Raw genomic sequence first — 22,211 nt, forward strand, 5'->3', positions numbered from 1 at the left:
GCCGTCCAACGGGAAAAAACCGCTATGCCCCATAAGAAATTCTGTTCAGGCACCGTTCATCGCTCTCCATTGATTTGGAGGACGATGAGTGACGCGGTAATCCTGTTCACTTTACACTTGTGTCTCTTTCGCTAGTGTAGGGACCTGGAACTAGGCCCCCCTGTAGGCGGATAGCCAAATAGTTCGTTCGAGAACCGATTTTTATCGACCGCTAAATATTTTTTCCAAGGAGCGCAAGACGTCCTCCGATTCACCACGCAACTTTCCTTCTTAAATCCTGAGCAATCAGTCAACAAACCAGGCCTTATAACAACACCGTCACCGGCCGACCGATCACGATACGGAATGACCATGCAGAGTATCTCTCCGGTTTTCGCGCAAGCGTTTATCGACGCTATTTGTCACGTCGAAAAAGGTGTTGAGCACCATCTAGTTCATTCGTCGGAGCAGGCGCGTGAGTTACCGCCACCGCCCCATGTCCCCATGAATGAGCTCACAGAATTCTTTACCCGAGCGCACCAGCAGAGTGGTAACGAAGATATCGGTCTGCTGGCCTATCACAGCGCGCATCCCGGGCATCTGGGCGTCTTGGGCTACGCCATCATGTCGTGCCCGACGCTGCACGACGCGCTGGCCAGGATCGCCGAGTACCATACCCTGATCGGAAGTGGCTTCAGCCTGTATCTGGAAGTTCACCCGACCGCGATGAAGATTGCCGGATTGTCTACCAGCCCGTGCAACACAGCGCTGCCACGGGCTTTCATCGACGCGGTGGCAGCCCTTACGCTCGGCCTGCTGCACTGGTTGGCGCCCAAGACCCGTATCGAGCCGATTCAAGCCGAATTCAGCTACCGCGAACCCACCGACAAGCGCCAACTGGAGCGACTGTTCGGCAACAACCTGAAGTTTTCCGCCCCGGTCACATCGCTGACCTTCCGACGCTGCGACGGCGAACTGCCGGTGGCGACCTTCGACCCGTCACTGCAGCAGATCCATGACGATTACTTGCGGCGGCGCCAACGAGAATGGCAAGCGGACGTGATCACCACGCGCCTCAGGCAACTCATCCTCCAATATTTGATTCAGGGCAAGACACTGGCGCTTGAGGAGGTGGCTCAAGGCATGGAAATGTCGGCGCATCAGTTATCCCGTGCATTGGAAAAAGAGGGGCAGCGCTTTCACAAAGTGCTCGATGAAGTGCGTCAGCAACACAGCCGTCATTTGCTGCTGAATACCGACCTGAGTCTGAAACAAGTGGCTTACTGCATCGGATTCAAAAACCAGAGCGCCTTCAATAAAGCATGCGAGCGATGGTTTTCGATGTCGCCGGGAAGTTATCGGATCGAACAGGGGAACACCTCGGCCGATACCAAGTGAAACTCCGTTCAAGTTCCATCTCGCGAGGATCACTGATGCCCTTATTGTTATCCGCGAGCTGTTTTCGTTTATCCCGGGCCTGACGCCCCGGTTAAAACCTACCGCTTACACTGTACAACCCCGGGACGGGACTTGCCGTTCACCGGGGATGAACATTCAATGATGCTCAGACGCTTCAAATTCGCCACACGTATTCGACTGTGTTTTGCACTGGTCATCCTCGCGTTGATCGGGGTCGGTGCCTTCGCCATGTATCAATCCAAAGTGATCCGCCAGGCAAGTTTGGTGATTGAACAAGATGCCCTGCCGGGCATTGCCTTTGGCGATGACATCATTCTCGCCGTGGCCAAGGCACGCTTGAGCACCCTGCGCTTGCTGGTGTCCACCAATGAAGCGGCCCTGACCAAGAATTATCAGCTGTTGATGGATGACATCCGCGACTTCAAGACCGCGCAAGAGGCTTACCGTCCGTTGATTTCCACTGAACACGAGGGGCAGATCTTCAACCGTGTCGGCACGCTGTTCGATCAATACCGGGCGGGCGCCCTCAAGGTGCATGATGAACTGGCGCAAGGCCGCACCGCACAGGCTCAGGCGTTCATTGAAAATGAACTGACCACCCTTGCACAGCAGATGAATGATGCGTTGGGCGAACTGGAGCGTATGAACGACGCTTCTCAACAGGCAGCCAGTGAGTCGGGCGCTGCGGCTTACCGGATGTCACTGCAAGTCACGCTGGGGGTGATCATTGTGGTAACGCTGGGTGCAGCGCTCATCGCACACAATTTGACTCGCAGCATCGCTCAGCCCGTTTCCCAAGCGCTGACGTTTGCCGAAAATATCGCGCAGGGCGATCTGCGGGCGACCTCTGAGCACATCGAGGAACAGGACGAGGCCGCTCAACTGCTGCGGGCGGTGATCGTCATGCGCGACAACCTCAGTGGCACGCTGGCAGGTGTCTACCACGCCGCAGGCCAGCTCTCGGCCGCCGCCGAGGAACTGAGTACACTGGTCAGCAGCAGTCACACCGATTTGCTGGCCCAGAACAGCGAAATCGAGCAGGCCGCCACCGCCATCACCGAGATGAGTCAAGCGGTGGACGAAGTGGCGCGCAATGCCTTGAGCACTTCCGATGAATCGAGGAGTTCGTTGCACCTGGCCCAGGACGGCCAAGAGGAACTCAACGCCACGCTGGGCGCGATCACGCGCCTGGACAGCAGCGTCAGCGGTGCTTCCGAACGCGCAGGTGTGCTGGCGAGCAACACGCTCGAAATCAGCAAAGTGCTCGAGGTGATTCGCTCTGTTGCCGAGCAGACCAACCTGTTGGCGCTCAACGCGGCCATCGAAGCGGCGCGTGCCGGCGAGGCCGGTCGCGGCTTTGCCGTGGTGGCTGATGAGGTGCGCTCACTGGCCCATCGCACCAGCACGTCGACGATGGACATCGAGCGCATGATCGGCCACATCCAGAGCGGCACCCGCGAAACCGTCACAGCCCTGACCGACAGTGCAACCCAGGCCGCCCAGACACGGGAACAGGCAGCGTCCGCCAATGCCGCGTTGCAGGGCATCACCACGTCGGTGAACCGCATCGATGAGCGCAATACCTTGATCGCCACCGCATGCGAGCAACAGGCGCTGGTGGCCAAGGACGTGGATCGCAGCATCATCCGCATTCGCGACCTGTCCACGCAGTCGTCCGTGCGCGCCGACCAGACCCGGGCGGCGAGCGAAGAACTGGCACAAATCGCGGTGGCGCTCAAACAGCGCCTTGACGGGTTTACCTTCCAATGACATGGAATGCTGCGATGGAACCGATCGACGAACTGACCCAAAGCCTGACCAGCCTGTTGGAGAGCATCGCCGGATCGCGTCACGATCTGGACATCCATGGCCAAAAGACCCTGCTCGACGCCCTGCGCCAATTGCTCAGAGCCACCGAGGCGCTGAACCTGAGGATGCAGGACATCCTCCGTCAGCAACATCAGGCGCAGCGCCCTCGGCCTGCGCTACGCCTGGTGACGTAGCCGCTCGCACGGATTTGATCGGGCGTCCAACAAATAAAACCGTAGCGCTCGATCAGAATTTCCATTGTTTCACTGGCATGCAACCTGCTTTTTTCCCTGGCTGATGATCGCCGTTCGCGGTGGGCGTTGTGGCCCACGTCCCGTTCGGCGCCGCTCAATCGCTCAAGGAAAACGCTCGGTGAACCTCAAGTTTCTGGAAACCTTTGTCTGGGTCGCGCGGCTGAAAAGCTTCCGGCTCACGGCGGAAAAACTGTTCAGCACCCAGGCCTCTATCTCCAGCCGGATCGCCGCGCTGGAAGACGAAATGGGCGTGCGCCTGTTCGTCCGCGACTCCAAGGGTGTCTCGCTGACCACCGAGGGTGTGCGGGTGCTGGAATACGCCGAGCACATCTTAGACACGATGCAAAGCATGAAGGCGGCGATCAAAGACCCCACACAAGTGCGCGGCCGGATCCGCATCGGCGCCATGGATACGGTGATACACACCTGGCTCAGCCCGCTGGTAACACGGCTGATGAAGTGTTACCCGAATCTGGAAATCGAGCTGACCGCCGAGACCGCCAGTAACCTGTGCGCCCAACTGGAAAAGGGTTATCAGGACATCATTTTCCAGACCGACGTGCTGCGCTTCGACAGCGTGCGTAACGCCATGCTGGCACGCTATCCGCTGCATTGGGTGGTGCCCGCCGGATCCGCCTTCGACCGGCCAGGCGTAACGCTGGAAGAGATCGCCCAGGAACGGATCGTCACCTTCTCGCGCAACTCGCGGCCGCATCAGGACATCCTCAACATGCTGCACACCGCCGACATCATCACGCCGCGCATCAACTGCGTGAATTCGGCCTCGGCGATCACCCGATTGGTGCGAGACGGTTTCGGCATTGGTGCATTGCCAGTCACGCTGGTGCGCGGTGAGCTGGCCCAAGGGGTGCTGACGCGAATCGAAAACGTGCCCCTGCCACCGACGATGGACATCGTCGCCAGTTGGCGCACGGGCGCGGGCATGGAGCTGGTGGAAGACATCGTCGGCCTGACGCGGGAGGTGGTGGGTGAGTATGCGCGGGAGATGCCGGAGGGGTTTGTGCTTGAAGCGGGTGAGGATTGAGTCCGCCTACCGTCCCTTATAGGGATTGAATCCCACCACCATCCCCTGTGGGAGTGAGCTTGCTCACGAAAGGAATGATTGGTCGCTGCATCTTTTGCGCCTGGCAGTCAGTCTTCGTGAGCAAGCTCACTCCCACAACGCATCGGCAGTCGGCACAGAGTCCGGGGCGTCAATTCAATAATCCCCCCGCCCCTCCAGCAATGTGTCAAGCAACCACGCCGCCGCAGGCCCCAGACTCCGCTGTCGCGACCAGATCACGTCCACCGCCGAGCTGCGCGGCCAACCCGGCACTTGCAGCTCTTTCAGGCGCCCTTGGGCGTAACCGCGCACCAGCCAGCGAGGCAAGGCCGACCAGCCAAAACCGAACACGGCCATGTCCATCAGCAACAGGTAATTGGGCGCTGACCAAGTTCGCTGAGCGCCCTCGGGCAGATCATCGGTGGTCACGCATTCGTCGATGAGGGTGTTCAGGCGCAACGCCCGATGCTCGGCCAATTGCCGATAGTCCACCCGCTCTTCGCTGGCCAACGGATGACAGTGCGCCACGAACAGACCAAAGTCCGCCCGCTCGACGATCGTGGCGTAACCCACCTCCGGCGGATAACCGGGCTGCGCGGACAACAGCCCCAGCGTCGCTCGCCCGGTCTGGATCAGATTGATGGCATCGCCGTGTTCGGCAAACACGCACTCCAGCTCGATGTCCGGAAAACGCTGATCGAGCTCGGTCATCCGCGCTTCGAATTCGGCGAACTGGTTAGCGTCCGACAGCACCAACGTCAAGCGCGGCTCGATGCCCTCCACCAACCGGCCTGCGGCACGGCGCAACTTATCGGACGACGCCAGCACTTCTTCGATCCGACCTTCCAGCGCCTTGCCCGCTTCAGTCAACGTGGGTTGCTTGGAGGAGCGATCGAACAGCTCGACACCCAGATCGATTTCCAGCCGGGAAATCGCTTCGCTGATGGTCGACTGGCTCTTGCCCAGCCGACGCGCCGCCGCACTGAAAGAACCCAGAGCCACCACCTGGGTGAAGGCTTCGAGGGCTTCGGGGGAATAACTCATGGCAGGTCCTTGCGCTCATCCATCGGTTTTTCCGATGGTATCGATTTTCACTGTAGCCGACTGCGCAGTGACAATGCAGCCCTGCCCGCAACAAAGTGAATGTCATCATGCCTGTCCATAACGCTGCGAAGTCGGTTGTCCCTGCAAAATCCATCAAGGAGCGCGCGTTTCATGCGCTGCTGTTCGAACTCATCGGTGTGTTGATGTTTGCGCCGGGTCTGGCGTGGGTGTTCGGCCAATCATTGGGGAAGATGGGGGCGATGACGGTGATGATCTCCACCGTGGCGATGCTCTGGAACATGGTCTTCAACGCAGGCTTCGACCGGTTGCGTGCGCGGTGGGGGTTTGCGCTTAGCCTGAAAGTGCGGGCATTGCACTCGATGGCATTCGAAACCGGTCTGGTTGTCGCTGTCGTGCCGCTGGCGGCGTGGTGGCTGTCGGTCAGCTTCTGGGAAGCGTTTTTGCTGGATATCGGCCTGCTGCTGTTGTTCCTGCCGTACACCCTGCTGTTCAACATCGTGTACGACAAAGTGCGCGAACGGGTGGTGGCGCGACGGATGTCGTGTGCGAGCGCAAACCGCTGATCACGCCGCTAATCCCTGCGGGAGCGGTGCCCGGCGCAGAGGCGGCTCACATCAAAAACGGCAACACCTCTGCCAACAGCTCTTGCGGTATTTCCTCCGCCAGATAATGCCCACCCGGCAGCGCCTTGCCGCGCACGTCGGTCGCGACCTGCTGCCACTCCTTGAGCGGATCGAAGCATTTACCCACCGTGCCCTCCGCGCCCCACAGCACCAGCAATGGCACATGCAGATGATGGCCCGCAGCGATGTCGGCGCGGTCGTGTTCCAGGTCGATGCTGGCGCTGGCGCGGTAGTCTTCACACACCCCACGGGCCGCACCCGGCAGGCTGGCGCAGCGCACATACTCGGCGAAGGCTTCATCGGTGAACGGCGTCAACCCGGCGCTACGAGTGCCCATCACGCTGCGCAGGTATTGCTCGGAATTGGCCTCCAGCAACGTCTCCGGCAGCGGCGCCGGGCGGATCAGGAAGAACCAGTGCCAATAGGCCCGGGCAAACGCCTCGTCAGTCTGGCTGTACATGGCCAGGGTCGGAGCGATGTCGAGCAAGGCCATGCGCGTGACGGCCTGTGGATGGTCCAGCGCCAGTCGGTGGGCAACCCGCGCGCCCCGGTCGTGAGCCAGAACCGAGAAGGTCGACAGGCCCAGTTCACGCATCAGCGCCACCATGTCACGGCCCATTTCGCGCTTGGAATAACTGGAGTGGTCTTCAGTAGCCAGAGGTTTGCCGCTGTCGCCGTAACCGCGCAAATCCGCCGCCACCACCGTGAAGTGCTGACTCAGGCGCTCGGCGATCTTGTGCCAGATGACGTGGGTCTGAGGATGCCCGTGCAACAGCAGCAGGCCCGGCCCTGTACCGCCAATGCGGTAGGCGATCTGCACACCATTGACCAGGCGATGGTCTTTCTGGAATCCGGCAAACATGGGTGAGTCCTTGTGATTGTTGGATGATTGCTGGGTGATTGCAGGCCCATATCCTAAAGCCGTGAGCCTGTACGGCAAGGCGCGAATCGTGGCAGCGGCGTTCATGAAGCGTGTTGGCTCGCCTTGGGCCAATGGAGAAGATGTGGCGCAATTGGTCTCCAGAAATCCAGATCCATTGGCTATTCGGGCCTTGCGCAGCCCGTCGTAAGGTAGTGCCACGTCCAACGACATTTCCTACCTTCTCCAACGGAGTGACACACATGAACAAGCGCATCGCCTGGGCACAGAAATCGCCAGAAGCCTACAAAGCCATGGTCGGTCTGGAAACCGCACTGGCCAAGTCAGGCCTCGACAACTCGCTGCTGGAGCTGATTCGCCTGCGCGCCTCGCAGATCAACGGCTGCGCCTATTGCGTGAACATGCACGCCAACGATGCGCGCAAGGCCGGTGAAACCGAAGCCCGCCTGCAAACCCTGAGCGTCTGGGCCGAAACCACCTTCTTCACGGACAAGGAAAAGGCCGTGCTGGCCTGGGTGGAAAGCCTCACCCAACTGTCGATCCACCACGCCCCGCAGGATCAATACGAGGCGCTGCTGGAACACTACAGCGAAGCCGATGTGACCAACATCACCCTGGCCATCGCCACCATCAACGCCTGGAACCGCTTTGGTGTGGGCTTTGCGATGATCCCCGCATAATGACCAACGGAAAAAAAGTCGTTACGGCTCAGACTTTGAGATAACGCCCACTAGCCGCCACCCCCAGCAGCATGAACGTGATGATCATGAACGCCACGTTCAGGCTGCTCAGATGCGCGACAAAACCGATCCCGGCCGGCCCCATGAGAATGCCCATGTAACCCAGCGTGGTGATGGCCGGGACCGCGACGTTTTCCGGCATGGTCTTCTGCCGTCCCACCGCGCTGTAGAACACCGGGACGATGTTCGAACAACCGATGCCGATCAACGCATAGCCGCACAGTGCCACCTGCCAATACGGAATCAAGGTGGCAATCGCCATGCCCGCTGCCGCGCACGCCCCTCCAAACAGGATAATCTTGTGCGCGCCCAGCCGTCGTACCACAGGGTCGCCCCACACCCGGCCGATGGTCATGGCCAGCGCGAACACCGCGTAGCCAAACCCGGCATAGGACGCCTCGACACCGCGCTGCGCACTGAGGAACACGGCGCTCCAGTCCAGCATCGCGCCTTCGGTGAGAAATACGGTAAAGCACAATAAGCCGATGAACAGCACCACACCTTGCGGCACCGCGAACACCGGACCGCCCGACTCACTGCCATACGCGATCAGATTCGGCGCGGCTCTATAAAGTGCAAAGCCGATCAGCAGTGCGACGATCACCATCGTCAACCACGGCCAGACACCCACGCTCAGCAACGCCGAAACGCCAGCCGCTCCGGCAATCCCGCCGCAGCTGAACAGGCCATGAAAGCCCGACATCATGGTCTTGCCGCTGGCGCGCTCGACGATGATCGCCTGGAAATTGATGACGCAGTCCAACACCCCCATGCTGGCCCCGAACACAAACAGCGTCGCGACCATCATCGGCAGACTCGACAGCGTGGCCAAAAGCGGAAGGCACAGGCAGGTGAGGCAACTGACCCAGATGATGATGCGCCGACAGCCCCAGCGCACTGTCATCGCACCGGCCAATGGCATGGAGAGAATCGAACCGATGCCCAGACACAACAGCAACAGGCCGAGGCTGGCGTCATCCAGCCCAAGACGGGCTTTGGCATAAGGCACCATGGGCGCCCAGGCGGAAATACTGAAACCGGCGATGAAAAACGCCACACGGGTGGAGAACTGTTCCAGCCGACCTGGCACGACCGGCGTTGCAGTGCCAATGGAGGTCATTGCCGCTCCCTTTAGGTACCCGCCTGCCCGTCATGGGCCGACACACAATAAAGAAAGCCTAACAAAAGGTGGCGGGATGCCGAAGTGGGGATGTTGAGGGGAATGGCGTCAGGAGCGCCTCAACATGAGTGTCGATCCTGGAGTTGTGGGAGCCGCCTTGGTGGCGAAAACGGAGGGTCAGCAACATCGACGTCTCTGACCTGACGCATTCGCCAGCAAGCCGGCTCCCACAGTGTCAGCGTTGAATACAAGATTTGAATTCGACGCAATCACTGTGGGAGCCGCCTTGGTGGCGAATGGTGTTGACCAGCCAACATAGACTCTCCCACAAGGGTAAAGCAGTCGTATTTACGCCTTCCACGGCGACTTACGGATGATCTCCACAAAGTTCAGCGGCTTGAACTTAGGATCTTCATCCACCAGCACGTCGGCGTTCACGGTGCCGAAGGTGGTGTCCGGCTTGTGGCGGAAGCCGTTAGCGAAGGCGCAGAGAATGCACTCTTTGAATTCCTCGCCACGTGGGTGAGCGTGGGTCACGACTTCACGCTGCTGATCGCTGAATGTGTCGTAGTTGATGCCCAGCACGTCCATCTCGACGCCTGCGGTCACCAGCGCCACGTTGGGACGCAGGTGCTCGGGAACGCCCGGCGTGGTGTGCAGCGCAATCGACAACCAGATCTGCTCGAGGTCACCTTCCGACAGGCCGAACGGCTTGGCGAACGCGGCAGCCGCGTTGGCACCGTCGACTTCGAAGCGCAGGTCCGGGCTGCTGTGCTTCTTCACCAGACCCAGATCGTGGAACATGGCGCCGACGTACAGTTGCTCGGCGTCGTATTTCAGACCTTTACGCTCGCCGGTCAACGCGCCCCACAGGAACACGCGGCGGGAGTGGTTGAAGAGCAGATCGTCTTCTTCATCACGGATGTATTCGGTGGTTGCGCGAGCCAGGGCGCTGTCAGGGATTTTGATACCGGCGATTTCTTGGGTCATGGCGTATTCCTCGATAAGTCGCGTCGGTGTGGCGCGTTGAGGAAAAGTGTGAGGGACAGCGGTTTTGGCCTCAATCGGCGCGCGGTCTCGTTCTCTGCCAAACGTGCATCGTTTACTGCCAGCCGCAGTGATGTTTACCAGAATGCGAGCGAACGCCGCCCGGGGCTTCGGATAAACTGCGCGGGCTTCCTGCAAGCGGGCCATTAGAGCCTTGCACCGGAAGTCATCCAAACCCTATCGATTGAACCGAACCAAGGAGCCCCTGTGTACAAGGGTGTTGCGTTATCGGTCATGGCCTCCTGCCTCTTCGCGGTCATGTACTACTACACCTCATTGCTGAAACCTTTGAGTGGAGAAGAAATATTTGGTTGGCGCATGTTGCTGACCCTGCCCTGCGTGACGATCTTCATGCTGTCCAGCGGCGACTGGAAACTGGTCAGGGCCATGGGCGCGCGTATCCGTCAAACCCCTGCCCTGCTGGGCGCGATTGCCCTGTCGGCATCGCTGATGGGTGTTCAATTGTGGCTGTTCCTGTGGGCGCCGCTGCATGGGCGCAGCCTGGAGGTGTCGCTGGGCTACTTCCTGCTGCCGCTGACCATGATCCTCACCGGGCGCGTGGTCTATGGCGAACGGCTGTCTCATCTGCAAAAGATTGCCGCGTGTTGTGCAGTGGTCGGCGTGGGCAACGAGCTGTGGCGGCTGGGGACGTTTTCCTGGGAAACCCTGCTGGTGTGCCTGGGTTATCCGCTGTACTTCATCCTGCGGCGCAAGCTCAAGACCGACAATCTCGGCGGTCTGTGGTGGGACATGCTGATGATCCTGCCGGTGGCGGTGCTGTTCATCTGCAAGGGTGATCCGGGTGTGGTTGAAGCCAATCAGCGTTTTTACCTGTTGATCCCGGTCCTTGGCGCGATCAGTGCGCTGGCGTTGGTCAGCTACATTCTGGCCAGCCGCCTGTTGGCGTTCAGCGTGTTCGGCCTGTTGAGTTATGTCGAACCGGTGCTGCTGGTGGGCGTGGCGCTGTTGCTGGGCGAAACCATTGGCCGTGACGAGTGGATGACGTACCTGCCGATCTGGCTGGGGGTCATGGTGCTGGTGGGTGAAGGCGCCAAGCATGTGCTGGCGCAGAAGCGAAGGATGCGTGCTTGATACGGTCTTTCGACTCACATCAATGACTAAATGAACACCACATTGTGGGAGTGAGCTTGCTCACGAAGAGGTCGGTACATTCAGCACATTTTCTGCGCCTGGCCATTCCCTTCGTGAGCAAGCTCACTCCCACAGATAACGACCGTGTGCATTCAGAGACACGTGCATCACTTCCCAAATCTTGCCAACTGCATCTCCTGCAACCGGCTCAAGGTCCGGCGAAAAGCGAACGCCAGGTAGCCCTCGGTGTACAAATCCTGCATCGGCATCGCCGCTTCGACGTACAGCGGCACCTTGCGGTCGTAGCACTCGTCCACCAACGCAATGAAACGCCGCACGCCGTCATCGTAAGGTGACAGCTGCGGCAACTCCCGGTCCCCGGCGGTCACCTGCTCCACACCATCTTCAGTGCCCCGAGCGATACGCCCCTCGCGTTGCGGCGCGCTCAGGGCAGGCACCTCACTCAACATGACCACCCGATAACGGTCGCACAGCTCGATGAAGTCCATCGCGGCAAATGGCTGCTCGCACAGGTCCTTGTAACGGCACCACAGCACCGTCTTGCTGCAACGCACCACCGGCAAATGACGACGCCCCACCGGCACCGGCTGAATCGACACCGACTCGCCTTCGCTCAGGCTTTCGAACACCTCGACCAACGCACTGCGGCCCTGCTCAGGCGTCACCCAGTAGCGCTGCTGCGCCTGACCGGGGTGCAGACGATGATCTTCGCCACCGTCCACCGAGACCACTGTCATGTAATGGTTGATGGCCGTGATTGCCGGGACGAAACGCTCGCGGTTGTGCCCGGTGGAATACAACTGCTCGGGCAACTGGTTAGACGTGCAAACCAGCACCACGCCCTCTTCGAACATCGCCCGCAGCAGGCCGCCGAGAATCACCGCATCGCCGATGTCGTTGACGAACAACTCGTCGAAACACAGCACGCGCACTTCTTGCGCCAGCTCATGGGCGACCACCTCAAGGGGCTTGGGCACGCCGGTCAACTGGAACAGCCGCTGATGCACCCAACGCATGAAGTGATGGAAATGCTGACGCCGCGCCGGAACCTGCAAGCCATCGAAAAACCGGTCCATGAGCCAGGTCTTGCCACGCCCGACCGGGCCCCACAAATACACGCCTTTAAGCACGGTGTGAGACTTTCCGTCGTTCAACGCCTGCCAGCAGGTCTGCAATTGTGCGGCGGCAAGGCGCTGAGCCTCATCTGGCTGAAAACCCTGGGTGTCGACGGCCTGCTGCCAGGCCTGCAATGGAGAAAGCGCACTCATCGAAAACAAATCACCGCGTGCTGGAAGATTGATCGTGACGTCGCGAGTACGAAGCCCCCAACAAGTAGAAACAGCCGCCCGCCACGATGAAGCCCGCCAGCATATAGAACATGAACGCCGGTGGCTGCGCCGCCAGGGCAAAACCGCACAACACCGGCCCCAGCGCGCCGCCGAGGTTGGACAGGTTTTGCGCGCCGTAATACATGCCGCGCAGGTGGGTCGGGGCAATGCGGTCGATGAACATGTATTCAGCCGGGAACACGATGATTTCGCCCAGGGTGAAAATCGCCACGGCCAGCGACCAGTGCAGCACCGTGCTCGACATCGCGAAGCCCACCACGCCCATCAGAAACAGGCTGAAACCGGAGGTCAGCCACTGATTCAAATACTGATGACTGATGTGTTTGCCGACGAAGTATTGCAGGCAGATCACCACCGTGGCATTGACCGCCACCACGGAGCTGATGACCTGGTAAGTAAATTCCGGCGTGTTGGTGGTCACCAGGTACTGCGAGAGGTACGCGGTGAACTGGCCGAACACCACAGCGCTGAGCACGCCGCCAATGGTGAAACAGACCAGCCGGTAATCCTTGAGCAGAATCCTGCCGACGGCGAGGAACGAGACCGGCGCATTCGTCGGGTCAGCCGAACTCAATTTACGGTCGCCGTAGATGGCGTAAACGATGAAGTAACCCAGCCCCAACACCGCCGACATCATGAACGGCAGCTTCATGTTCCACTGCGCCAGCCCCGCACCAATGAACGGCCCGACCGCATAACCGATGTTGATCAGGGTGTAGCGCACCGAAAACACCTTGCTCTGCTCGGCCACCGGCAGCAGCTTGCCGAACGCGGCCTTGACCACCACGTCGATCACCGAATAAGCAAAGTTGAACGACACCAGAAACAGGAAAAACAGCCACAGCTTGCCGGTCAGGCACATGCCGACGAAGCCGACGAAGAAGAACCCGGTGAACGCCAGGATCAGCTTGTAGCTCGACAATTTGTCGGTGAGGTAGCCGCCGTACAGGCTCAGCAACGAACCGACGATCAGGGCACTGCCGACGATCATGCCGATGTCGCTGATGCCGAGGGTGAAGCTGGAGGACAGGTAAATCACCAGATACGGCAAGGTGATCGCCCGCCCCAACGTCAGAAACAACGACGACGCCAGCAGGAGGTTGACCGAGGCAGGGTAATGTCTGAGAGCGGCGAGCATCTGTGTGCTGTCCTTGGCAATGAGCAGTGTTCAATCTGGCCAAACATCGTTACACAAAGCCGCTTGACTGGACACTGAGATAAATTCATTTGCACATGGCTGACACTGTCCCCTGTGGGAGCGAACTCATTCGCGATGCGCCAGTGTGCCCGACACATTTTCAATGGTTGTACCACCGTATCGCGAATGAATTCGCTCCCACAGGGTCATCATTTCACCGCATATACCGCGTCGACCGGATGGCCGGTTTGTCACACATTCCGTAACATCCCCACCCTTTGCGCTCCCTTTCTTCAGGTACTCCATGAAACCCGCTCGCTTACGCGATGATGTCCTTGCCGGACTCACCACCTCTTTCGCTCTGGTGCCCGAGTGCATCGCCTTCGCCCTCGTCGCCCACCTCAACCCGCTGATGGGGCTTTACGGTGCGTTCATCATTTGCACCCTGACCGCCCTGTTCGGTGGGCGGCCCGGCATGGTGTCGGGTGCGGCGGGTTCGATGGCCGTGGTGATCGTCGCGCTGGTGGTGCAACACGGCGTGCAATACCTGCTGGCGACGGTACTGCTCGGCGGGCTGGTGATGATCGCCTTCGGTGTGCTGCGCCTCGGCAAACTGGTGCGGATGGTGCCGTACCCGGTAATGCTCGGCTTCGTCAACGGCCTGGCCATCGTCATCGCGATGGCTCAGCTTGAGCATTTCAAGACCGGCGAACACTGGCTTAGCGGCACGCCGTTGTACCTGATGATGGGTCTGGTCGCGCTGACCATGGCGGTCGTTTACGTTCTGCCGCGCCTGACCCGCGCCGTGCCGCCTGCGCTGGCGGCGATTCTTGGCGTGGGCCTTCTGGTCTACCTGCTTGACCTGCCGACCCGCACCCTCGGCGACATGGCCCACATCGCCGGCGGCCTACCGAGCCTCGCACTACCTGATGTGCCCTGGAATCTGGAGACCCTGCGCATCGTCGCGCCGTACGCCGTGCTGATGGCGCTGGTCGGCCTGCTGGAAACCCTGCTGACCCTGAACCTCACCGACGAAATCACTGAAAGCCGTGGCTACCCGGACCGCGAATGCGTGGCCCTTGGTGTGGCCAACATCGCGTCGGGCGTGTGTGGCGGCATGGGCGGCTGCGCGATGATCGGCCAGACCGTGATCAACCTCAGCTCAGGCGGGCGCGGGCGTTTGTCGGGGATTGTGGCCGGGGTGATGATCCTGATGTTCGTGCTGTTCCTGTCGCCACTGATCGAGCGCATTCCACTGGCCGCGCTGGTGGGTGTAATGTTCGTGGTCGCGCAACAGACCTTCGCCTGGGCGTCGCTGCGGGTGCTGCGCAAAGTGCCGCTGAACGACGTGCTGGCAATCATCGCGGTGACCATCGTCACGGTGCTGACGGATCTGGCCACCGCCGTGCTGTTCGGCATCCTGATCGCCGCACTGAACTTCGCCTGGCAACAGGCCCGCGAGCTGTATGCCGACGCCCATACCGAAGCCGACGGTAGCAAGCTGTATCAACTTCACGGGACGCTGTTCTTCGCCTCCACCACTCCGTTTCTCGATCAGTTCGATCACCTGAACGACCCCGAGCAAGTGACCCTCGATTGCCGCCATTTGCGGTTTGTCGATTACTCGGCGATTGCGGCGCTGAAAACCCTGCGCGAGCGCTATCAAAAGGCCGGCAAACACCTGCGCGTGGTGCACCTGTCGGAGCGTTGCAAGAAGCTGTTGAAGCGTGCGGGTGTGCAGCACGCCTGATTGCTGGCACTGCAATACACGTGTGGGAGCGAATTCATTCGCGATGACGTCGGCACACCAGACATCATCATTGCCTGACACCCCGCCTCGCGAATGAATTCGCTCCCACAAGGAAAACGCCTGCCCTGCAGATCACCTGAATCCTGCGTCATTCGAATGGCAGAATCGAGGGCAATTCTCACTGCTATTCGCCACCTTTTCGCGCACTGTGAGAAAAATTGCTACAAAACAACTCACATCTTGTACACAACTATCTTCTGACACATCGCTGAGACAATCCGCCGAACGGGTCACGCCCTTCTATTCAAGGGCCTACAACCGTGCTTCGCCCTCACAACCTGACCACTCGATCAACTTACTGGCTCGCTTATTGCTCGGTGCGAGCCACTGGCACTGTTCCATCGTGGTCGTGCGCTCGTATTTGCGGAGTTTTCTATGCCTGTCTGGCGAAAGAGTATTCAGTGGCAACTGACCCTGAGCATGGGGGCCGCGCTGGTCATCAGCAGCCTGATCGTCATCGGCATTTACGCCTTTGCCTTAAACAAACTGACGGATCGCTACCTACTGCAACAGGCCATGCCGGCCAGCGTCGAAGCGATCCGCAATGACCTTGAACGCCTGTTGGCGGCGCCTCTGACAGCCGCCAGCGACATCGGCGACAACACTCTGGTCGCCGACTGGCTGGGCAACGGCGAAGATCCGACACAACAACCTGCCTTCATCCGCTACCTGGCAAAGATCAAAGAACAGCACAACGCGCTGACCACCTTCATCGTCGCCAAGGACAGCGGCCACTACATCACCAACAAGGGCGCGGATCGCACGCTGCAACGGGGGCCTGCCGAGAACGACTGGTTCTACGGTTTCCTGGACAGCAACAAACAGCGCTCGCTGGACATCGATATCGACGCCACGACCAAAGTGCCGACGCTGTTCATTAACCAGCGCATCGAACACAACGGCAACGTGGTGGGCGTCGCGGGGTTGGGTTTCAGCATGAGCGCGCTGTCGCAGATGGTCCGCGACTTCCACTTCGGCAAGCAGGGCCAAGTGTATCTGGTCAGCCCGGATGGCAAGATCAAGGTGCATCCGAATGCGGACTTCAATGACCGAGAATCCCTGACTCAACTGGTAGGCGACAGCGCTGCACGCGCCCTGCTTAGCCAGACTCGCAACGGCCAGGCGCTTGAATTCGAACGCAATGGCCAGGCCTATGTGGCGGTCGCCAAACCCGTCGAATCGCTGGGCTGGACGCTGGTCAGCGAGGTGCCGTTGGCAGAAGTCTACGGCCCGGCCAAAGAGGCGTTGACCACCATTTCCGCCATCAGCCTGGCGGTGGTGCTGTGCTTCCTCGGATTTGTCGCGTGGATTGCACGTGGCATCGTGCGGCCGATTCAGCAGGTCACTACTGCATTGGTGGACATCGGCGGCGGCCAGGGCGATCTGACCCGCCGTCTGGATGACAGCCGCACCAACGAACTGGGGGATCTGGCCCGAGGCTTCAACCGCTTCATCGAGAGCCTGCGCCTGTTGATCGGCGATGTGTTGCAGACCAGCGAACAACTGCGCCACAGCGTGGTGGATGTGGCTCGAGTGGTCGACAGCACTTCATCACGTGCGCTCAAGCAACAGCAGATGACCGACATGGTCGCCACGGCCGTCCATGAAATGGGCCTGACCGTGCAGGAAATCGCTCGCAACGCTGGAGCGGCCGCCGACGTATCGCGTAATACCCATCAGGAAGCGGTGTCAGCCAAGCGCGTGGTCGGTGAATCCATCGACCACATTCAAAGCATGTCGGATGGTGTGGGTACAGCAGCAGGCGCGGTGGAAAACCTGGCCACGCAGATTTCCACCATCGACCAGGTGCTGAGCGTGATTCGCAGCATTTCCGAACAGACCAACCTGCTGGCCTTGAATGCGGCCATCGAAGCGGCGCGAGCCGGGGAAATGGGCCGCGGCTTTGCCGTGGTGGCCGATGAGGTGCGCACCCTGGCCGGTCGCACCCAGAGCGCGACCTCGGAAATCCAGCAGATGATGGGTGAACTGAAGAACGGCGCGGAACAGGCGGTGACCTCGATGCGGGCCGGTCAGGCCGCGACGGGTACGGGCGTGGAAGCCAGCCGCCGCACTGGCCACTCGCTGGACGCCATCGCGGGGCACGTGGAAGAGCTGACCGACCGCAACCATCAGGTCGCGGCCGCCACCGAAGAACAAAGCACCGTGACCGAAGAGATCAACCGCAACGTGCAGGGCATCGCGGATTTGGCGCAATCGACGGTGAGCGATGTCAGTACCTGCCGTGAGGACTGTCAGAAGCTGACGCAGAAGGCCGAGCACCTCGCGGCGCAGATGGCGCGGTTCAGGCTGTAAGGCGCGGCACCTCTCTCCATTCGGAATACAAACCTGTGGGAGATTCTCTGTTGTCTGGTCAAGCGCCTTCGCCACCAGAGGCGGCTCCCACAATGACCGTGCCAGACCTGGGCGTTTTGTTCGACGCGATCCTTGTGGGAGCCGGCTTGCTGGCGAATGCAGTTGACCAGACAACATAGAATCTCCCACAGGTTCAGCGGTGATTGCTTTGTTACAGCGCCCGCAACACCTGCTCCGTCCCCACCACTGTCGCATATTCACCCTGCAGGTTAGCGAGCGACATGGCATGAATATCCTCAGCACTGCGCGCCTGCCCAAAGAAATCCGTACCGTCGAAGGTGTAGCAGGCGTCATGGGGCACGATCACCTCAAACCCCAGATTGCCCCCGGTTCTCGCCGTGGATTCAACGGAGTTGTGGGTCACCACACCCACGATCACTACTTGATTGATTCCGTCCGCGCGCAACCAGCCTTCCAGCGCCGAATGGCAGAAGGCGTCCGGCACCTGTTTGTGCAGTTCCCCTTCCCCGTCCCACGGCAGAAACTCGCGCTGGAATTCCACCCCCGATTGCTTCGGCCAGAACACCGAGTCTTCGGATCGGGAAAAATGCCGCACATGGATGACGGTACGCCCGGTGTCACGCCAGGCGTTTAACAGCGCCAGCATCTGCTGTTCGGCGTCCGGGTTGTTGCGCCGCCCCAGCTTGGGGTGGTTGATGCCTTGCTGCATGTCGATGATGACCAGCGCGGCCTTGCGAGAAATGTCCATGGTGATGTTCCTGTTCAAATGGCGCTGAAATGCCGCGCCCACTGCTGTTCGGCAAACTGCTCGATGATGAAATCGACGAAGGCTCGGGTCTTGCCGGGCAGCAACTTGTGCTCGCTGTAATAAATGCACAAGTGGCCGTCCTCGACGTACCAGTCCGGCAGCACCCGCGCCAACGCGCCGCTGCGCAGGTAAGGTAACGCAAACGGCATGCTCACCAGCGCCACCCCCAGGCCCTGAATCGCCGCGCGACATGCCGCTTCCGAATCGCTCATGGTCATGCGCACCTTCAGACGCAGCGGGGTCTGCTCGTGATTGCGGTGGGTCAACGGCCATGAACGAATGCGCCCGGTCTGTGGCGAGCGGATCAGAATCCCGTCGCACTCGCGCAGATCGTCAGGATGATGAACCTGCGGGTGGGCGCTCAGCCAGTCAGGCGCGGCGACCAGCACCCGATGGGCCGGGCCGAGCTTGCGTGCCACGACCCCCTGGGGCAAGTCGAACCCACCGCCGATGGCGGCATCGAAGCCCTGCCCGATCAGATCGACCTGGCGGTTATCGAAATGCCAGTCTGGCGTGATCGCCGGAAAGCGCCGCAGAAACTCCCCCAGCAGCGGCACTACGTATGAGCAGCCGAAAATCGTCCCGACACTGACCTTGAGCGTCCCTGCCGGACTGCCCTGGGCGCTGGCCAGATTGGCCACGGCGTTCTGGATGGTATTGAAGCTGGCGCGCACCTCGTCGAGAAATCGTTGCCCGGCTTCCGTCAAGGTCAGCCGCCGCGTACTACGCTGGAACAGCCGCACGCCCAGTCGGGCTTCCAGCTTGGCCACGCTCTTGCCCACCGCGGCAGGCGTCAGGCTCAGACGGCGTGCGGCTTCGGCGAAGCTGCCGACCTCGGCACTGCGGACAAAGCACTCGATGCTGCTGAAGTTTTCCATCGCACTCATTCACAACTTTTGGTTTACACAGACTATAGCGATTACTGGCTACCGAGAACCTAATCATCGACGGATACTGACGCCCATCCACTCACTGGCTCACATCAATGTGCAGGCTTACAGGAGACTGACATGACTCACCCAACCAACCTCAGCGGTAAAACAGCACTAGTACAAGGCGGTTCGCGCGGCATCGGCGCGGCCATCGTCAAGCGTCTGGCCGAGCAAGGCGCAGCGGTCGCTTTCACCTTTGTCAGTTCCGAAGACAAAGCCCGGGAATTGCAGAACAGCATCACCGCAGTCGGCGGTAAAGCACTGGCCATCAAAGCCGACAGCGCCAAAGAACAGGACATTCGCAGCGCCGTGGCGAAAACCGTCGAAGCCTTCGGCGGGGTCGACATTCTGGTCAACAACGCAGGCGTCCTCGCCATTGGCCCACTGGAAGCGTTCAGCCTCGAAGACTTCGACCGGACCTTGGCCATCAACGTACGCAGCGTGTTCATCGCCAGCCAGGAAGCTGCACGCCACATGAAAGAAGGCGGCCGCATCATCAACATCGGCAGCACCAACGCCGACCGCATGCCCTTCGCCGGTGGCGGCGTGTATGCCATGAGCAAATCGGCGCTGGTGGGCCTGACCAAAGGCCTGGCCCGCGACCTCGGCCCACGCGGCATCACCGTCAACAACGTGCAGCCCGGCCCGGTCGACACCGACATGAACCCGGCCGACAGCGATTTCGCCGCGTCCCTGATGGGCCTGATGGCTGTGCCGCGTTACGGCCGCTCGGACGAAATCGCCGCCATGGTCGCCTACCTCGCAGGCCCTGAGGCGGGTTACGTCACAGGTTCGAGCCTGACCATCGACGGCGGCTTTGGCGCCTGATCCCTCCGTCGACTGCCGTTGCATCAAGCCTCGCGTTCCACCAGGAACCCGAGGGCTTTGCACTTTTTTGCTTAAGCGCATGAAAATTCTGAAAAAAAGTTTTGCGTTCGCCGAAGCTTTCGACTACATTAGCGCGCCTCGACAGACTGAACGTCTAGCGAGATACGGTGAGGTGTCCGAGTGGCTTAAGGAGCACGCCTGGAAAGTGTGTATACAGGAAACTGTATCGAGGGTTCGAATCCCTCCTTCACCGCCATATTCGATGTAAACGAAACCCCTGAGATTCCTTGAGAATTCAGGGTTTTTTCGTTTTTAGGCTCATCCTGCAACCGGCGGTCCGGTAGGAGCCGACTTACCGACCAATGCATCCGATCACCATCGTCATCGACTGACCCATCGCCTTCCCCAGCAACCGGGGTACTGCTCGGGCATTTCCCACGATGATGTGCATCCGGCCATGAAGGCACAGAAGTCGCCACCACGCTATCATCCCCCTCGCCCTCGCCGATCCAAGGATGTCATCCCATGCAGTTCCTGCCACTGATCGAAGCCAGCCCGTCAATCCAGTCTGCCGTGCGCACCCTGCGCAATCAGGAGGAAGTGCGCAAATTCATGTACACCTCCCACGAAATCAGTCCGCAGGAGCACGAACAGTGGCTGCGCTCGTTGAAGGGCAACCCTCGGCAATCCGTGTTCGCGGCAATGCGCGACGGCGAACTGGCGGGGGTCGTATCGCTGAGTGCGATCAATGCGACGCAGAAAACCGCCGACTGGGCGTTCTACCTCGACACCCGGCTGCGCGGCAAAGGCCTTGGAAGCCTGGTGGAGTTCTGGATGCTCGATCACGCGTTCAATGAAGCCGGACTTGAAAAACTGAACTGCGAAGTGCTGGAGATGAACGCGGCCGTCATCAAGATGCACCAGAAGTTCGGCTTTAAGATCGAAGGCGTCCGGCGCCATAACATCATCAAGGAAGGCAGCCGGGTGAATGTTGTACTGCTGGGCATCACTCAAGAGGAATGGGAAGCGCGCCGACCCGAGATGGTGCCGCTGATCACCCGTTTGAATGCCCAGGATCGTCCCGTCACGCCTTGATTCACCCCGCGACAATTGAGCATTTATCCATCCATTCGGAGGGATGACCTATCCAACTCGTCAGATTATTCCTACGAGTTCACGATTTAATTCATTTACTTACCGCAGAACATCGGAAACCCCGTCATCCCGCCAATTGACCAGCTAATGTCTATGCGTTGCTTCTACCTTTGGAGTAGCCACTTAGTACGAGGCTCGTTCGATACTCGATGACCCCGCCCGTATTCCAGCCCCCATTGCGCGCTCGACTGACACCAAAGCCAGGGCGCGGATTTCGCAGGAGTAGGTAATGAACAGTATTGGCAAACGTCTGAGACAAGAAAGGAAACGGCTGAAGCTTACGCAAAGCGCACTCGGCGCCATTGGAGGCGTGGAAGCCAATGCCCAGGGCCATTATGAAAGCGGGCAGCGCCTGCCCAGGGCCGACTACCTGTTTCGCATCGCGGCGGCAGGGGTCGATATCAGCCGCGTGATCACAGGCATCGACTCGAACAATCGACTGGAAATGCCGACCCTGCCGTCGCTGCCCCATGATGAGGATTGCGACAGCGCCGAGAGCGTGGTGAAAATCATCAGCCAGTTGCGCCAGAGCCTCTGGGTCACTGCCAACGCCCTGTGTGAGGTGACGAGGTTGATCGATTCGCGAGAGCAACCTGAAGTCAGTGATCACGTCGAAGATCACCTGCGAGTGCTGCAGGGCGATGCCGACATGTTTGTGGCGCTGGCGTTGTCCCGCGTGCAGAAATCCGCTTACAAAGCCCATTGAGGCGCCCGCCTTCGCTGACAGCCCTTCTCGCTAAGTGGT

At 60.0% G+C, this 22,211-nt stretch carries 20 protein-coding genes, 1 tRNA gene and 1 pseudogene; 14 read left to right on the forward strand and 8 right to left on the reverse strand.

Annotation, left to right across the window (positions count from 1 at the left end; translation table 11 throughout):
• Positions 1-351 precede the first annotated feature (351 nt).
• The 4 genes from ACI5GA_RS05055 (at position 352) to ACI5GA_RS05070 (ending at position 4,506) form a co-directional block, all read left to right on the forward strand.
• Positions 352-1,377 carry an AraC family transcriptional regulator gene (locus ACI5GA_RS05055; protein WP_421422005.1) on the forward strand — a complete coding sequence of 342 codons (1,026 nt, stop codon included), beginning with the start codon at positions 352-354 and terminating at the stop codon, positions 1,375-1,377.
• Positions 1,378-1,539: 162 nt separating this feature from the next.
• Positions 1,540-3,168, forward strand: a complete 1,629-nt coding sequence (locus ACI5GA_RS05060; protein ID WP_421425442.1) for a methyl-accepting chemotaxis protein — start codon at positions 1,540-1,542, stop codon at positions 3,166-3,168.
• Positions 3,169-3,182: 14 nt separating this feature from the next.
• Entirely contained in the window at positions 3,183-3,401 is a 219-nt protein-coding gene (locus tag ACI5GA_RS05065) for a hypothetical protein (protein ID WP_404630743.1), read from the forward strand.
• A gap of 178 nt (positions 3,402-3,579) precedes the next feature.
• Complete coding sequence (locus ACI5GA_RS05070) at positions 3,580-4,506, forward strand: LysR family transcriptional regulator (protein WP_421422007.1); 927 nt, start codon at positions 3,580-3,582, stop codon at positions 4,504-4,506.
• Between the two features lie 174 nt (positions 4,507-4,680).
• Here the strand turns inward: ACI5GA_RS05070 and ACI5GA_RS05075 are convergent, their stop codons facing one another.
• Positions 4,681-5,568: a LysR family transcriptional regulator gene (locus tag ACI5GA_RS05075; RefSeq protein WP_421422009.1), complete on the reverse strand. Its 888-nt coding sequence runs from the start codon at positions 5,566-5,568 to the stop codon at positions 4,681-4,683.
• A gap of 107 nt (positions 5,569-5,675) precedes the next feature.
• Here ACI5GA_RS05075 and ACI5GA_RS05080 point away from each other — a divergent pair, with 107 nt between their 5' ends.
• Positions 5,676-6,152, forward strand: coding sequence for a multidrug/biocide efflux PACE transporter (locus tag ACI5GA_RS05080; protein ID WP_404630749.1), 477 nt, complete (start codon positions 5,676-5,678; stop codon positions 6,150-6,152).
• A 46-nt stretch (positions 6,153-6,198) separates the two neighbouring features.
• On the opposite strand, the gene ACI5GA_RS05085 is transcribed toward ACI5GA_RS05080, so the two are convergent.
• Complete coding sequence (locus ACI5GA_RS05085) at positions 6,199-7,074, reverse strand: alpha/beta fold hydrolase (protein ID WP_421422011.1); 876 nt, start codon at positions 7,072-7,074, stop codon at positions 6,199-6,201.
• A gap of 260 nt (positions 7,075-7,334) precedes the next feature.
• Between ACI5GA_RS05085 and ACI5GA_RS05090 the strand changes: the two genes are divergently transcribed.
• Positions 7,335-7,772: a carboxymuconolactone decarboxylase family protein gene (locus ACI5GA_RS05090; RefSeq protein ID WP_404630753.1), complete on the forward strand. Its 438-nt coding sequence runs from the start codon at positions 7,335-7,337 to the stop codon at positions 7,770-7,772.
• A 28-nt stretch (positions 7,773-7,800) separates the two neighbouring features.
• Here the strand turns inward: ACI5GA_RS05090 and ACI5GA_RS05095 are convergent, their stop codons facing one another.
• Positions 7,801-8,952 (reverse strand): MFS transporter, encoded by a 1,152-nt coding sequence (locus ACI5GA_RS05095; protein WP_404630755.1) that lies wholly within the window; start codon positions 8,950-8,952, stop codon positions 7,801-7,803.
• Positions 8,953-9,300: 348 nt separating this feature from the next.
• Positions 9,301-9,942, reverse strand: a complete 642-nt coding sequence (locus ACI5GA_RS05100; RefSeq protein ID WP_421422014.1) for an HD domain-containing protein — start codon at positions 9,940-9,942, stop codon at positions 9,301-9,303.
• 264 nt (positions 9,943-10,206) lie between these two features.
• On the opposite strand from ACI5GA_RS05100, the gene rarD reads away from it, so the two are divergent.
• Complete coding sequence (rarD, locus tag ACI5GA_RS05105; protein ID WP_421422015.1) at positions 10,207-11,091, forward strand: EamA family transporter RarD; 885 nt, start codon at positions 10,207-10,209, stop codon at positions 11,089-11,091.
• 167 nt (positions 11,092-11,258) lie between these two features.
• On the opposite strand, the gene zapE is transcribed toward rarD, so the two are convergent.
• On the reverse strand, positions 11,259-12,380 hold the full coding sequence (gene zapE, locus ACI5GA_RS05110) for a cell division protein ZapE (protein ID WP_421422017.1): 1,122 nt from the start codon (positions 12,378-12,380) through the stop codon (positions 11,259-11,261).
• Between the two features lie 10 nt (positions 12,381-12,390).
• Positions 12,391-13,599, reverse strand: coding sequence for an MFS transporter (locus ACI5GA_RS05115; RefSeq protein ID WP_421422019.1), 1,209 nt, complete (start codon positions 13,597-13,599; stop codon positions 12,391-12,393).
• 304 nt (positions 13,600-13,903) lie between these two features.
• Here ACI5GA_RS05115 and ACI5GA_RS05120 point away from each other — a divergent pair, with 304 nt between their 5' ends.
• The 3 genes and pseudogenes from ACI5GA_RS05120 to ACI5GA_RS05130 all read left to right on the forward strand — a co-directional run bounded on the left by ACI5GA_RS05120 (position 13,904) and on the right by ACI5GA_RS05130 (position 17,722).
• Positions 13,904-15,349 (forward strand): SulP family inorganic anion transporter, encoded by a 1,446-nt coding sequence (locus ACI5GA_RS05120; protein ID WP_421422020.1) that lies wholly within the window; start codon positions 13,904-13,906, stop codon positions 15,347-15,349.
• A 576-nt stretch (positions 15,350-15,925) separates the two neighbouring features.
• Positions 15,926-16,864, forward strand: a pseudogene (locus ACI5GA_RS05125) (HAMP domain-containing protein); the annotation flags it as partial.
• 129 nt (positions 16,865-16,993) lie between these two features.
• On the forward strand, positions 16,994-17,722 hold the full coding sequence (locus ACI5GA_RS05130; RefSeq protein WP_404631709.1) for a methyl-accepting chemotaxis protein: 729 nt from the start codon (positions 16,994-16,996) through the stop codon (positions 17,720-17,722).
• A gap of 211 nt (positions 17,723-17,933) precedes the next feature.
• Here the strand turns inward: ACI5GA_RS05130 and ACI5GA_RS05135 are convergent, their stop codons facing one another.
• Both ACI5GA_RS05135 and ACI5GA_RS05140 read right to left on the reverse strand, forming a co-directional pair.
• On the reverse strand, positions 17,934-18,491 hold the full coding sequence (locus ACI5GA_RS05135; protein ID WP_421422021.1) for a cysteine hydrolase family protein: 558 nt from the start codon (positions 18,489-18,491) through the stop codon (positions 17,934-17,936).
• 14 nt (positions 18,492-18,505) lie between these two features.
• Complete coding sequence (locus tag ACI5GA_RS05140; protein ID WP_404631711.1) at positions 18,506-19,429, reverse strand: LysR family transcriptional regulator; 924 nt, start codon at positions 19,427-19,429, stop codon at positions 18,506-18,508.
• 132 nt (positions 19,430-19,561) lie between these two features.
• On the opposite strand from ACI5GA_RS05140, the gene ACI5GA_RS05145 reads away from it, so the two are divergent.
• The 4 genes from ACI5GA_RS05145 (at position 19,562) to ACI5GA_RS05160 (ending at position 22,172) form a co-directional block, all read left to right on the forward strand.
• Positions 19,562-20,311 (forward strand): 3-oxoacyl-ACP reductase family protein, encoded by a 750-nt coding sequence (locus ACI5GA_RS05145; protein WP_404630769.1) that lies wholly within the window; start codon positions 19,562-19,564, stop codon positions 20,309-20,311.
• Between the two features lie 166 nt (positions 20,312-20,477).
• A tRNA-Ser gene (locus tag ACI5GA_RS05150) sits at positions 20,478-20,567 on the forward strand.
• Positions 20,568-20,836: 269 nt separating this feature from the next.
• Positions 20,837-21,406 (forward strand): UDP-4-amino-4,6-dideoxy-N-acetyl-beta-L-altrosamine N-acetyltransferase, encoded by a 570-nt coding sequence (gene pseH, locus ACI5GA_RS05155; RefSeq protein ID WP_404630771.1) that lies wholly within the window; start codon positions 20,837-20,839, stop codon positions 21,404-21,406.
• A gap of 289 nt (positions 21,407-21,695) precedes the next feature.
• Positions 21,696-22,172 carry a helix-turn-helix domain-containing protein gene (locus tag ACI5GA_RS05160; RefSeq protein ID WP_421422023.1) on the forward strand — a complete coding sequence of 159 codons (477 nt, stop codon included), beginning with the start codon at positions 21,696-21,698 and terminating at the stop codon, positions 22,170-22,172.
• Positions 22,173-22,211 lie beyond the last annotated feature (39 nt).

Source organism: Pseudomonas sp. Pseu.R1 (assembly GCF_045764065.1).
Lineage (GTDB): Bacteria > Pseudomonadota > Gammaproteobacteria > Pseudomonadales > Pseudomonadaceae > Aquipseudomonas.